The organism is Micromonospora lacuserhaii, from assembly GCF_036902735.1.
Lineage (GTDB): Bacteria > Actinomycetota > Actinomycetes > Mycobacteriales > Micromonosporaceae > Micromonospora.
On the sequence record NZ_JBAKHO010000085.1, the window covers coordinates 1 to 12,876 of the forward strand.

General features: G+C 74.3%; 13 protein-coding genes and 1 pseudogene. 9 read left to right on the top strand and 5 right to left on the bottom strand.

Annotation, left to right across the window (positions count from 1 at the left end):
• The 4 genes from V6U81_RS27855 to V6U81_RS27870 form a co-directional block, all read right to left on the bottom strand.
• On the bottom strand, window positions 1-317 hold a 317-nt coding region (locus V6U81_RS27855), incomplete at its 3' end, for a 2-oxoglutarate dehydrogenase E1 subunit family protein (RefSeq protein WP_420884102.1).
• Window positions 318-575: 258 nt separating this feature from the next.
• Window positions 576-1,388 (bottom strand): ABC transporter permease, encoded by an 813-nt coding sequence (locus tag V6U81_RS27860; protein WP_334493886.1) that lies wholly within the window; start codon window positions 1,386-1,388, stop codon window positions 576-578.
• Window positions 1,385-2,317 carry an ABC transporter ATP-binding protein gene (locus V6U81_RS27865; protein ID WP_334493887.1) on the bottom strand — a complete coding sequence of 311 codons (933 nt, stop codon included), beginning with the start codon at window positions 2,315-2,317 and terminating at the stop codon, window positions 1,385-1,387. Before V6U81_RS27865 ends, V6U81_RS27860 begins: the two co-directional genes overlap by 4 nt.
• Before the next feature lie 146 nt (window positions 2,318-2,463).
• Window positions 2,464-3,135: a hypothetical protein gene (locus V6U81_RS27870; RefSeq protein ID WP_334493888.1), complete on the bottom strand. Its 672-nt coding sequence runs from the start codon at window positions 3,133-3,135 to the stop codon at window positions 2,464-2,466.
• A 147-nt stretch (window positions 3,136-3,282) separates the two neighbouring features.
• Here V6U81_RS27870 and V6U81_RS27875 point away from each other — a divergent pair, with 147 nt between their 5' ends.
• The 9 genes from V6U81_RS27875 (at window position 3,283) to V6U81_RS27915 (ending at window position 12,534) form a co-directional block, all read left to right on the top strand.
• Complete coding sequence (locus tag V6U81_RS27875) at window positions 3,283-4,059, top strand: GNAT family N-acetyltransferase (RefSeq protein ID WP_334493890.1); 777 nt, start codon at window positions 3,283-3,285, stop codon at window positions 4,057-4,059.
• A 74-nt stretch (window positions 4,060-4,133) separates the two neighbouring features.
• Entirely contained in the window at window positions 4,134-5,033 is a 900-nt protein-coding gene (locus V6U81_RS27880) for a lysophospholipid acyltransferase family protein (protein WP_334493892.1), read from the top strand.
• A gap of 104 nt (window positions 5,034-5,137) precedes the next feature.
• Window positions 5,138-5,968, top strand: coding sequence for a DUF4097 family beta strand repeat-containing protein (locus V6U81_RS27885; protein ID WP_334493894.1), 831 nt, complete (start codon window positions 5,138-5,140; stop codon window positions 5,966-5,968).
• Complete coding sequence (locus V6U81_RS27890; protein ID WP_334493895.1) at window positions 5,965-6,579, top strand: PadR family transcriptional regulator; 615 nt, start codon at window positions 5,965-5,967, stop codon at window positions 6,577-6,579. Before V6U81_RS27885 ends, V6U81_RS27890 begins: the two co-directional genes overlap by 4 nt.
• A gap of 67 nt (window positions 6,580-6,646) precedes the next feature.
• A complete protein-coding gene (locus V6U81_RS27895; RefSeq protein WP_242794193.1) occupies window positions 6,647-7,348 on the top strand; it encodes a response regulator transcription factor in 702 nt (233 codons plus the stop codon).
• A complete protein-coding gene (locus V6U81_RS27900; protein ID WP_334493898.1) occupies window positions 7,345-8,901 on the top strand; it encodes a sensor histidine kinase in 1,557 nt (518 codons plus the stop codon). The genes V6U81_RS27895 and V6U81_RS27900 overlap by 4 nt, the downstream gene beginning before the upstream one ends.
• 62 nt (window positions 8,902-8,963) lie before the next feature.
• The gene (locus V6U81_RS27905; protein ID WP_334493899.1) at window positions 8,964-10,511 is read left to right on the top strand and encodes a S1C family serine protease; all 1,548 of its coding nucleotides are present in this window, start codon (window positions 8,964-8,966) and stop codon (window positions 10,509-10,511) included.
• A 168-nt stretch (window positions 10,512-10,679) separates the two neighbouring features.
• Complete coding sequence (locus V6U81_RS27910) at window positions 10,680-11,351, top strand: BON domain-containing protein (RefSeq protein WP_334493900.1); 672 nt, start codon at window positions 10,680-10,682, stop codon at window positions 11,349-11,351.
• Between the two features lie 79 nt (window positions 11,352-11,430).
• Entirely contained in the window at window positions 11,431-12,534 is a 1,104-nt protein-coding gene (locus V6U81_RS27915) for a glycosyltransferase family 4 protein (protein ID WP_420884103.1), read from the top strand.
• A 2-nt stretch (window positions 12,535-12,536) separates the two neighbouring features.
• On the opposite strand, the pseudogene V6U81_RS27920 reads toward V6U81_RS27915, so the two are convergent.
• Window positions 12,537-12,876: pseudogene (locus V6U81_RS27920) on the bottom strand (serine/threonine-protein kinase); the annotation flags it as partial.

Below are 12,876 nucleotides of genomic sequence, written 5' to 3' on the forward strand. Positions count from 1 at the left end.
GCCGGGGCGGCCTTGGCCGGGGCCGGCTTGGCCGGGGCCGGCCGGGCGGCGGGCTTCGTCGTCGGCTGGGCCACCGTCGCGGCGGCCTCCTGCTGGCCGGCCGGCTCGGGCGCGGCCGGCTTGGCCGGCGCCTTCTCCTCGGCCGGACGGGCCGGAGCGGCACCCGGGGCCGGTCGGTAGTCGGCGAAGAAGTCGTGCCATGCCGAGTCGACGCTCGACGGGTCGGCGAGGTAGCGCTGGTACATCTCCTCGACGATCCACTCGTTCGGGCCGAAACCCGCCAGTGGGTTCTCCTGCGAAGTCTGCTGGGTCGACACGGCCGGTAATCGCCTCTTTCACGCGGGTTCGTATGTCACGCGGTGTCCGCCGGCACCCGATCAAGGGCACGCGAGCGACGGGTCCCAGGCTACGCCGTGGGAGTGCGCCAGGCATTTCCGCCTCTGACGGGTGGTCCGTTTCACAGAAGATGCCAGAAGTTCAGTAAAGGCCGCGTGTCCCGTCCGCGCCTGTTATGGCCCGACGGCCCGGCGCGGCGGCGGGTCGCCGTCGTACCGGGCCGTCGGGGCCGGCGGAGGTCAGGAGATGTCGCGCCGCCGGGTGATCAGCACGCCGAAGACGCCGCTGACCAGCGCGTAGCCGACCAGCACCAGGGCGCCCACCCACCAGTCGGGGGTCAGCTCCGTGCTGCCTCCGCTGATCATCACCTGGGACGCCACGGCCGGCCAGACCACCTGCCACTTCACCACCGCCTGGCTGTCCAGCCAGCCGGAGAGCAGGAAGAAGAGCAGCTGCACCACCTGGGTACCGACCAGGTAGAGCACCGCCGCCGTGATCACCGCGCCGAGCTGGTTGGGGATCAGCGTGCCGATGCCCACCCCGAGGATCGTCCAGATCGCGTACGCCAGCAGGTTGAGCAGCAGCGCCCGGTGCACGGTCCAGTCGCCGAGCTGGGTGCCGTGCCCGTCCAGGGTCAGGAAGATCGACCCGGCGACCAGGTCGATCACCGTGGTGGCCAGCCAGAAGCCGAAGCCGAGCAGCGAGGCCGCGCCGAGCTTCGACAGGATCACCGAGGTACGCCGTGGCGTGGTGAGGAAGGTGGTGGTCGCCGTCTGGTGGAAGAACTCGTTGGTCACCATCAGGATGCCGATCAGCATCACGAAGAGCAGGCCCAGGTACTGGCCCGAGGTGTAGAGGTTGGCCGCCTGGGCGGGTGCCGCCGCCTGGTCCCCGCTCACCCCGAAGTCCTCGGCGTGACCGCTGAGCACCTGGTGGGCCAGCCAGGCGTTGATCGCGAAGGCCAGGGCGGTCGCCAGGAACGCCCCGATGCCGAGCAGCCACCAGGTGCTGGTCGTACGGATCTTGAGCAGTTCGGACCGGACGAGGTTCATCGGATGCCCGCCTTCCCGGCCGTCAGCTCCAGGAAGACCCGTTCCAGGTCGGGCCGTTCCGTGGTGAGTTCGTGCAGTTCCACGCCGGCGGCCAGGGCGGCCCGGCCGACGGTCGGGGCGTCCACGCCGTCCACCAGCAGCGCGCCGTGCCCGTCCGGGGTGACGGTGGCCGACTGCGCCTTCAGCGCGGCGGTCAGCTCCTCGGCCTGCGGGGTGCGCACCCGCACCTGGGCACCGCTGGCCATCGAGCCGATCACCTGGTCCACCGGGCCCTGCCGGACCAGCTGGCCGGCCGCGATGATCACCACGTCGTCGGCGAGCAGCTGCATCTCGGAGAGCAGGTGGCTGGAGACCAGGATGGTGCGCCCGTCCTGGGCGAGGCCCTTGAGGAAGCCCCGCATCCACCGGATGCCCTCCGGGTCCAGCCCGTTGGCCGGCTCGTCGAGGATCAGCACCCGCGGGTCACCCAGCATCGCCGCGGCGATCCCCAGCCGCTGCTTCATGCCCAGCGAGTAGCCCTTGAACTTGCGGTTCGCCGCCGGGGTCAGCCCGACCAGGGCCAGCGCCTCGTCCGCCCGCCGCTGCGGCAGGCCGGCGGCCGCGCAGATCACCCGCAGGTGGTTACGGCCGGTCCGGCCCTTGTGCGCGCCGGACGCCTCGAGCACCGCGCCCACCTGCCGCAGCGGGTCGGTCAGGTCGGCGTACCGGCGGCCGCCGATGGTGGCGTCGCCGCTGGTCGGGGTGACCAGGTTGAGCAGCATGCGCAGGGTGGTCGTCTTGCCGGCGCCGTTCGGGCCGAGGAAGCCGGTCACCCGGCCCGGCTCGACGGTGAAGGACAGGTTGTCCACCGCCCGGACGTTCTTGTACTGCTTGGTCAGTCCGGACACGACGATCTGGCCGGTGCTGGGGCTCCACTGCCCGTCGGACATCGTTCTCCTCCCGTGCGGCGGCGCGTCACGCGCCGCGCTGTGGGCGCCGTTGCGGAAGGCGCCGTGGCACAGCCTGGCAAGCCCGGTCAACCCGGTCAATCACGCCTGATCACCGGCCGTGCCCGGCTCCGGGCGGGAGGGCGTCCTCACCGACCGGGCGCGGGCTCCGGCGGCAGCGCGATCCAGGTGGCCCGGGCCCGGCCCAGCAGCGCGCCGGTCGGGCCGTACAGGCTGGTGTGCACGAGCGCCTTGCGCCCGTTTGCGCCGACCAGTTCGCCGGTGACCACGCACGCGTCGCCGGGGGCCGGCAGCGCGTCCACCAGCGCGGCGATCCGACCGAGGACGTACGGCCGGCCGGGGGCGATCACCGCCCAGCCGCCGGGGCAGTCCAGGGCGGCCCAGACCGTCGCCGGCACCACCTGCGCCGGGGCGTGGAACGGCGCGGCGGTGCGGCCGCCGGGGAGCCGGCCGGGGAAGATCCGTAGCCCGTCCGGGTGCTCCGGGCCGCAGACGAAGCAGCCGGGAAAGGGGTGGTCGCGCAGCCCGGGGTACGCCGCCGAGGCCCGCGCCGCGGTGGTGGCGTCGACCGGGGCGACCGCCACCGGCGGCTCGTCGGTCGGGCGGACCTGGGCGACCAGCTGCCCGTCCGGGTCGAGGACGTCGCCGTCGGCCAGGGTGAGCGGGGTCTCCAGCGGCGGTGGCTGGCGCAGGGTCACCTCGACCGGCCGACTCCCGCCGTACGCCCCGGCGAAGACCCCGGCGCTCCAGCCGCCGTTGCCCGACCCGGGCGGCCCGTTGTACCGGGACCCGATCATCATCGATCCACCTCCGTACCGTCCGGCGTGCGCGCCGGTCCCGCCGGGCAGCCTCGCACGTCACGCCCTGCGGCGGAGCGCCGGCCGGCGTTCACCGGAGCGACACCCGTCGCCGGGGGACCGGCAACCCCCGGCACCTACACAGGTCCCATGGCCGTTCTGCATGCCGCTGGCGCACCCCTGACGACCAGCGGATACACCCTGCTGATCGCCGACGACCCGACCCAGGTCGCGGCCGCGCAACGCCTGCGCCACGAGGTGTTCGCCACCGAACTCGGCGCGACGTTGCGCCCCGGCGAGGCCGGTCTCGACGTCGACGAGCTCGACGCCCACTGCGACCACCTGATCGTGCGCGAGGAGCGCACCGGCACGGTGGTCGGCACCTACCGGCTGCTGCCCCCGGGCCGGACCGCCCGCCGGTACGCCGAGGGCGAGTTCGACCTGGCGGCGCTCGACCCGCTGCGGGACACCCTGGTCGAGGCGGGGCGCTCCTGCGTCCACCCCGACCACCGGTCCGGGGCCGTGATCAACCTGATGTGGGCGGGGATCACCCGCTACCTGCACCTGCGGGGCTCGCGGTGGCTCGGCGGCTGCGCCTCGGTGCCGGTCGACGACGGGGGCCGGGCCGCCGCCGAGGTCTGGGCCCAGGTGCGCGCGAAGCACCTCGCGCCGCCGCCGCTGCGGGTCCGACCGCTGCGTCCCTGGTTCGCCGAGCCGGAGGCGGACGGGGCGGAACTGGTCGAGGGCGGCGCGGCGGGCCGGGCGCTGGTCCCGCCGCTGCTCCGCGGCTACCTGCGGCTCGGCGCCTGGATCGCCGGTGAGCCGGCGTACGACCCGGACTTCCGCTGTGCCGACTTCTACGTGCTGTTCGACCTGGACCGGATGAACCCGCGCTACCTGCGGCACTTCCTCGGCGGGCAGCCGTGACGGGCGCCGACCTCTGGCGGCCGGCCTCGGGCTGCGGCCCGCAGTGCCTGCCGCCGCCGGGCGAGGTGCCGGCCGTGGCCCCGTTGCTCCGGGTGGCCCGACTGGTGGGCGTGGTCGGGATGCTGCTGGCCGGGGCCGGCCTGGCCGCGCTGCTGCCGGTGCTGCCGGCGGCGGAGCGGGCGGCGGCGGTGCGCGGCTGGGCGCGGGCCACCGCGCGCGCCCTCGGCGTCCGGCTGGAGATCCGCGGCCGGTTGCCCCGGCGGCGGGTGCTGCTGGTCGCCAACCACGTGTCCTGGTTGGACGTCCTCGCGGTGCTGGCGGTCGCCCCGGCCCGGCTGCTGGCCAAGCGGGAGGTCCGGGAGTGGCCGCTGGTGGGGCTGCTGGCTCGCGCCGGCGGCGCGGTCTTCGTGGACCGGTCGCGGCCCCGGGAGCTGCCGGCGACGGTGGCCCGGCTCGCCGCGGCGCTGCGCGCGGGCGACCCGGTGGCGGTCTTCCCGGAGGGTACGACGTGGTGCGGCGCCGCCCCGGCGGCCGGCTGCCGGCCGGAGCGAGGTTTCCGGCCGGCAGCGTTCCAGGCGGCGATCGACGCCGGGGCGCCGGTGGTGCCGGTCCGGATCACCTACCGCTGTACGGCCACCGGCGAGCTGACCGCGACGGCCGCCTTCCTCGGCGACGAGAACCTCTGGCAGTCGGTACGCCGGGTGCTCGCCGCTCGTGACCTGGTGGTGGCCGTCACGGTGACCGCGGCGCTGCACCCGACCCGGGACGCGGACCGGCGGCTGCTGGCCCGCGCCGCCGAGTCGGCCGTCCACCTGGTGCCGGCCCGCGCGGCCACGCTCCACCCGGTCCCGGTCCCGGCGCCGGTGCTGGCCGGCGGGCCCGTGCTGGCCGGCGGGCCTGTGCTGGCCGGCGGTCCCGTGCCGGCTGGCGGCCCGCTGCCCGCGGGGGAGGAGGCGCTCGGCCTGGCGGCGTGACGGCTCGCCGACACGCGACAGTCTTGTCCTATCGCGATGTATCGCGTTATGCTCCTCTCGAGAGTGGCGCACCGTCCGGTCGCGCCCGATCGAGGGGAGGGCCCATGGCCACCTGGAGGGTCGACCGCCCGCAACGACTCACCCTGGAGGAGCCGGTCACCCGGCTCGACGTCCGGCTGATCAGCGGCCGGCTCAACGTCGTCGGCACCGACGGCCCGGCCCGGGTCGACGTCACCCGGGTCAGCCGCCGGCCGGTCGTCGTCGAGCACCGCGACGGCCACCTGCACGTCGGCCACGAACGGCCCCCGCGCTGGCCCGGGTTCCTCTGGTGGATCGGGCAGCTCGGCCGCCGGTTCCGGGCCGAGGTGTCGATCGCCGTCCCGGCCCACGTGCTGGCCGACCTGCGGCTGGTCGACGGTTCGCTGGTCGCCTCCGGGCTGCGCGCGGACACCCTGGTGGACGTCACCTCCGGGCAGGTCACCCTGATGGGGCTCGCCGGCCGCACCACCGCGAAGGTCGTCTCCGGCCCGGTGGAGGCGCTCGGCGTGGCCGGCGACCTGACCCTGGAGACCGTCTCCGGCGAGGTGGTGCTCGCCGACAGCGCGGCCGACCGGGTGCACGCCAACACCGTCTCCGGGGCGATCACCTGCGACCTGGACAATCCCCGGGGCAGCGAGATCCGGCTGACCACCATCTCCGGCGGCATCACCGTCCGGGTCCGCGAGGACAGCGACCTCACCGTCCACCTGCACACCACCTCGGGCCGGATCACCAGCGGCTTCCGGGAGGTGGGCGGCGCCCCCGGCTTCGGCCCGGTGAAGGACAGCCACGGTGTCCTCGGCGCGGGCGCGGGTAAGCTCTGGGCGTCCGCGACGTCCGGCAGCATCGCCCTGCTCGCCCGTCCGGTCGACGACGACCAGGAGGAGCTGCCGTGACCGCCGTGTTCAGTCACGGGCGGCTCCGGCTCTACCTGCTCAAGCTGCTCGACGACGGCCCGAAGCACGGCTACGAGCTGATCCGGCTGCTGGAGGACCGCTTCCTCGGCCTGTACGCCCCGAGCGCCGGCACCATCTACCCCCGCCTGCAACGGCTGGAGGTCGAGGGGCTGGTCAACCACACCGCCGCCGGTGGCCGCAAGGTCTACGAGATCACCGACGCGGGCCGGGCCGAGTTGCGCCAGCGCGCCGACGAGCTGGCCACCCTGGAGTCCGACATCAGCGCCTCCGTCGAGGATCTCTCCGCCCTGGCCGGTGAGATCCAGACCGAGGTACGCGGCTCGGTGCGCGACCTCAAGCGGGAGTTGCGCGAGGCGGCCCGGCAGACCCGGCACGCCCGGTGGGACCGCCCCGCGCCCGGCCCGGCCCCCCGGCCGGCTCCCGTCGCCGGCGGGTCACCGCTGCTGGCCGAGTTCGACCAGCGGCTCGCCGCGTTCACCGTGGAGGTCGGCGCGCTGGTCCGGGCCGGCCGGCTCAGCGACAACCAGCTCCGTACCGCGATCCGGGTCCTTGACGGCGCGCTGGACGGGCTGCGCCGGCTGCTGCGCTGAGCGGCTCACAGGGTTTTTCCAGGATCCGTCCAGCGCCGGCGCAGCGACGTCACGGATGATGGCGGGCATGGCCGCTACCCAGACCGAGGCGCGACTGCTCGTCGTCGAGGACGATCCCAACATCCTCGAACTGCTCTCCGCCAGCCTGCGCTTCGCCGGCTTCGACGTGGCGACCGCGATGAGCGGCAGCGCGGCGCTGAGCGCCGCCAAGGACCACCGCCCCGATCTGGTCGTGCTCGACGTGATGCTGCCCGACCTGGACGGCTTCGAGGTCATCCGGATGCTCCGCGAGGGCGGCACGCGTACCCCGGTGGTCTTCCTGACGGCGCGGGACGCCACCGACGACAAGATCCGCGGGTTGACCCTGGGCGGCGACGACTACGTCACCAAGCCGTTCAGCCTGGAGGAGCTGACCGCCCGGATCCGGGCGGTGCTGCGGCGCACCGCCACCGGTGAGCACGCGCCCTCCCGGCTCACCTTCGCCGATCTCGAGCTGGACGAGGAGACCCACGAGGTGCACCGGGCCGGCCAGCGGGTGCAGCTCTCGCCGACCGAGTTCAAGCTGCTGCGCTACCTGATGCTCAACGCCAACCGGGTGCTCTCGAAGGCGCAGATCCTCGACCACGTCTGGAACTACGACTTCCGGGGCGACGACAACATCGTCGAGTCGTACATCTCCTACCTGCGACGCAAGGTGGACAACACCCAGCCTCGGCTGATCCACACCCTGCGCGGGGTGGGCTACGTGCTGCGCAAGCCGGCGGCGTGAGCGTCGTCGACGAGGCCAAGGTCAAGCTCCGCGGCGTACCGCTGCGGGTCAAGCTGGTCGCCTCGGTGCTCGCCCTGGTGGCCGTGGCGCTGGTGGTGATCAGCTCGCTGACCACGTACTTCCTTCGGGAATACCTGGTCAGCCAGGTCGACGGCGAGCTGCAGACCTCCGTCCGCAACATCGAGACAGCGGTGGTGACGGCACGCGCCGGCCAGCCGATCATCCCCACCGACTACCTGGTGGTGGTGACCGACCGGGACACCGGCAAGGTCCTCGGCTACCAGTACGACAACTCCCGCTTCCGCACCGAGGACCTGCCGGCCTGGCCCGCCGACGCGCAGGGTTTCGCCGACCGGGCGGGCGACCCGTACACGGTCCGGGCGCGCGACAGCGCCGTCCGCTGGCGGATCCTCTACGCCCAGTTGCCGAACGGTCAGATGGCCGCGATCGCCCAGAACCTCACCGACGTCGACCTCGCCGTGAAGCGGCTGGTCTGGATAGACCTCCTGGTCGGCGGGGCGGTGCTGATCCTGCTCGCCTCGGTCGGCGCGGCCATCGTCCGGACCAGCCTGAAGCCGTTGGTGGAGATCGAGCGGACCGCCGCGGCGATCGCCGGTGGCGACCTCACCCGCCGGGTCCCGGACCCGGAGGAGGGGCAGCCCTGCGCCACCTCGGAGCTGGGGCGGCTCTCCCGGGCGTTGAACGCGATGCTGGCCCAGATCGAGGCGGCCTTCACCGCCCGGGCCGCCTCCGAGACGGCCGCCCGGTCCGCCGAGTCCAGCGCCCGCGACGCCGCGTACGCCGCCCAGGTCTCCGAGGCGCGGGCCCGGCGGTCCGAGGAGCGGATGCGGCAGTTCGTCGCGGACGCCTCGCACGAGCTGCGTACCCCGCTGACCACCATCCGGGGCTTCGCCGAGCTGTACCGCCAGGGGGCCGCCCGGGCCCCGGAGCAGACCGCCGATCTGCTGCGCCGGATCGAGGACGAGGCGGCCCGGATGGGACTGCTCGTCGAGGACCTGCTGCTGCTCGCCCGGCTGGACCGGGAGCGTCCGCTCTCGCTGGCCCCGGTGGAGCTGCCGGTGCTCGCCTCGGACGCCGTCGAGGCGGCCCGGGTGGTCGCCCCGGACCGGCGCATCGAGCTGGAGATCGAGCCGGGCTCCGGTCCGCTGGTGGTGCACGGGGACGACGCCCGGCTCCGGCAGGTGATCGGCAACCTGATGACCAACGCGCTCACCCACACCCCGCCCGACGCGTCGGTGACCCTGCGGCTGCGGACCGAGCCCGGCAACCTGGCCGTGGTCGAGGTCGCCGACACCGGCCCGGGGCTCTCCCCGGAGCAGGCCGAGCGGGTCTTCGAGCGGTTCTACCGGGCCGACGCCGCGCGTACCCGGCGGGCGAGCGGGATCACCAGCACCGGGCTGGGGCTGGCCATCGTCGCCGCGCTGGTCGCCGCCCATCACGGCATGGTCGAGGTCGCCGACACCCCGGGCGGCGGGGCGACCTTCCGGGTCCGGCTGCCCCTGCTGCCGGACACGGGCGTCGAGGCGGAGTGACTTTCAGAAAACTTCCAGGCTGGTTCCAGGCTGGTGACAGAGCGACGGGAGAAGCTGGACGCATGACCGAGTTCGAGACCGACCCCGAGCGGCGGCCGGCCGCCTCCGACGCCGAGCCGTCGCACCCCACCGCCGAGCAGCCCCGCGTCGAGCAGGGGCAGTCCGACACCACCGCCGCCTTCCCGGCCACCCCGGCCGACCGACCGGGCGACGTCGCCGGCGCCGCGGGGGAGCCGGCCGGCACCCCGGCGTACGCGCCCGCCTCCGGTTCGCCGTACGCGCCGGGCGCCGGCACCCCGTACGCCCAGACCTCCGCCGCGCCGTACCCGGGCGCCCAGACCTCCGCCGCGCCGTACCCGGCCGGTGGCGACCAGGGTTACCGGCCCGGCTACCAGCCCTACCCGGCCCACGGCCAGTACCCGGCCGCCGGTTACCAGCCCGGGCAGCAGTCCGGCTGGGCCGCCGGCTACCCGGGCGGCCAGGGCCCCGCCGGTCCGGTGCCACCGCAGCACGCCGGCCAGCCGGTGCCGCCCTGGGCCGCCGGCCCGGGCCCCCGTCCCTCCAAGGTGGCGAAGTTCGTCGGCGCCGGCGTGGCCGTGTTCGCCCTGATGCTCGGCTCCGGCGTGGCCGGCGGCGCGCTCGCCCTGGCCGTCGACGGCGACTCGGGCGGCATCACCCGCACCTACTCGGCGGCTCCGGTGATCAACAGCGCCGACCTGCCGAAGATCGCGGCCGCCGTGCAGGACAGCGTGGTCTCCATCCTCACCGACAACGGCGAGGGCTCCGGCGTGGTGCTCAGCGCCGACGGCTTCGTGCTGACCAACAACCACGTGGTCGCCTCGGCCTCCGGCGACACCGTCCGGGTGGTCTTCGCCGACGGCAAGACCGCCCAGGCCAAGATCGTCGGTACCGACCCGAAGACCGACCTCGCCGTGGTCAGGGCGAGCGGGGTGAGCAACCTCAAGGCCGCCAAGTTCGGCGACAGCGACGGCATGCAGGTCGGCGACCAGGTGCTCGCCCTGGGCAGCCCGCTGGGCCTGCAGGGCTCGGTGACCGCCGGCATCCTCAGCGCCCGGGACCGGACCATCCAGGCCGGCGAGAACGGCCAGCAGCAGAACCCGCAGCAGGCCGCCAGCTCGATCTCCGGCCTGCTCCAGACCGACGCCCCGATCAACCCGGGCAACTCCGGCGGCGCGCTGGTCAACACCCGCGGCGAGGTGATCGGCATCAACACCGCGATCGCCACCGCCGGGCAGGGCAGCGGCGGCAACATCGGCGTCGGCTTCGCCATCCCGAGCAACAAGGCCAAGGACGTCGCCGAGAAGCTCCAGCGCGGTGAGAAGGTCAGCCACCCGTCGCTGGGGGTCAGCGTCAACGCCGCCGAGGACGGCGGGGCGCTGGTCGCGGCGGTCACCCCGGGCAGCGCCGCCGAGAAGGCGGGCCTTCAGCGCGGCGATGTGATCACCAAGTTCGGCGACAAGGTGATCAACGACTCGAACGATCTGGTCGGTGCCGTCCAGGCCGGAAAGGTCGGTGACCGGGTCGAGGTGACCTACAAGCGAAACGGATCCGCGGCGACGGCAACCGTGACGCTCGCTGAGACGTCATAACGAACAGACCTGCCTCCTCCGGGGCGGCGGGTGGCGGAGCCAAGGGGGTTGGCGCCGTCACCCGCCGCCTTTTTTCGCGACCGCCGGGCCTCACCCGTCCCGGGTGAACCGGCCTCACCCCGGCCCCGGCCATCGTCGGCAGGAGCCGACCGCACGGGAGGGGACGCGATGACGACGGCATTGGGCACCCGCACCGATCCGGAGATCCAGCGGGACGTCCTGGAGGAGCTGGACTGGGATCCGCAGGCGCAGCCCACCGAGATCGGGGTGAGCGTCGCCGACGGCGTGGTCACCCTCACCGGCCGGGTGGACAGCTACGCCCGCCGGTGGGCGGCCGAGCGCTGCGCCCACCGGGTACGCGGGGTCCGGGCGGTCGCCGACGACCTGGAGGTACGCCTGCCCGGGCTGGACAGCCAGGACGACGCGGAACTCGCGCTCGCCGCCGTCCGGGCCCTGGAGTGGGACAGTTTCGTGCCCGCCGAGCGGCTCGACGTGACGGTCTCCGCCGGCTGGCTGATGCTCCGTGGCGAGGTGGAGTTCGGCTACCAGCGGCGCACCGCCGAGCAGGAGCTGCGCCGGCTGCGCGGCGTACGCGGGGTGACGAACCTGGTCGAAGTGGTCTCGCCGGCCCCGGCCAGCGCCGAGCAGACCGCGCACGACCTGCGCCGGGCGTTGCGGCGCCGGGCCGGCACCGAAAAGATCACCGTCGAGCTGGTCGGGGACACGGTGCTGCTGGGCGGGACGGTCCGCTCCTGGTGGGAGCGGGACGAGGCGGAACGGGTCGCCTGGTCCGCCCCCGGCGTACGGGCCGTGGACGACCGGCTGGCCGTCACCGGATGAGTCTGGACGTCCGTTTACCACTGGCGGGACGGGGAAATCGCCACCGATCCCACTCACCGGGGACCAACGGGGAGGACTCGTGGCCGTGACCCACCGTCCATCGGAACGCCTGCCCGAGCGGCCGCTGCGGATAGCCATGGTGATCCCGCCGTGGCTCTCCGTGCCACCGCCCGGGTACGGGGGTCTGGAACAGGTGGTCCACGGTCTGGTGGACGGTCTGATCGCGCGCGGCAACGCGGTCACCCTCTTCGGCGCCGGCCACCAGCACGGCACCGCCGCCGACTTCGTCTCCACCGTCCCGGAGTTGCAGTACGAGCGGCTGGGTGAGGCGCTGCCCGAACTGGCCCACCTGGCCCGGGTGAACCACCTGGTCAGTGCCGCGGACTTCGACGTCGTCCACGATCACACCACCATCGGGCCGCTGCTCGCCGGCCGGCGGGCCGTGCCGACCGTGGCCACCGTCCACGGCAACCCGGTCGGCGAGTACGGCACGGTGCTCAGCGACACCGACGCCGGCGTCGGGCTGGTGGCGATCTCGCACGCCCAGCGCCGGATGAACCCGGGGTTGCCCTGGGTCGGCACGGTGCACAACGCGATGGACATCCGGGACGTGCCGCGCAAGACGGCCGGGGGCCGGGGGCCGGTGTTGTGGCTGGCCCGGTTCAGCCCGGACAAGGGTCCCGACGTGGCCATCCGGGCGTGCCGCGCGGCGGGGCTGCCGCTGGTCCTGGCCGGCAAGTGCAACGAGCCCGCGGAGCGCCGCTACTTCGCCGAGGTCGTCGAGCCGCTGCTGGACGAGGACGTCACCGTGGTGTTCAACGCCGACCGGGCGGCGACGCTGCGAATGCTGGTCGACTCCCGCTGCCTGGTCATGCCGATCCAGTGGGAGGAGCCGTTCGGCATGGTGATGGTGGAGGCGATGGCGACCGGTACGCCGGTGGTGGCGCTGCGCCGCGGGTCGGTGCCGGAACTGGTCGTCGACGGGGTGACGGGCATGGTCCGGGACCGGGCCGAGGAGCTGCCGGCGGCGCTGCGCGAGGTCGTCCGGCTGGACCCGGCGGCCTGCGTGGCGCACGCCGCGCGGAACTTCTCCATCGAGCGGATGGCGCTCGGCTACGAGGAGGTGTACCGGCGGTTCGCGCTGGCCGCGGTGCCGGCCCGGGAACCGATCGCCGCCCACTGACCTCAGGCCTGCGTGGCACCCAGCTGAACGATGGCGGCGTCCAGCGTCCGGGCGTACCCGGGGTCGATGCCGCCCTCGTCGACCCGGCGGACGACCTTCTCCCGCAGCAGCGCCACCGGTGTGGCCAGGTCGGAGTCGCCGTCGGCGACCTCGCGGGTCAGGTTTCCCAGCACGTTGCGCAGGTCCAGGCCCACGTCGTCGCGGATGTCGCCGGTGCGGACCCCGTCGTCGATCAGCTGGCGCAGCCGGCCGGCGGCCTCGGTCAGCCCGCCCGCGCCCTGTCCGCCGTCCGGCGTCGGCCGCGGTCGGGCCGGCGACGGCGCGCCGCCGGCCGGCGCCGGC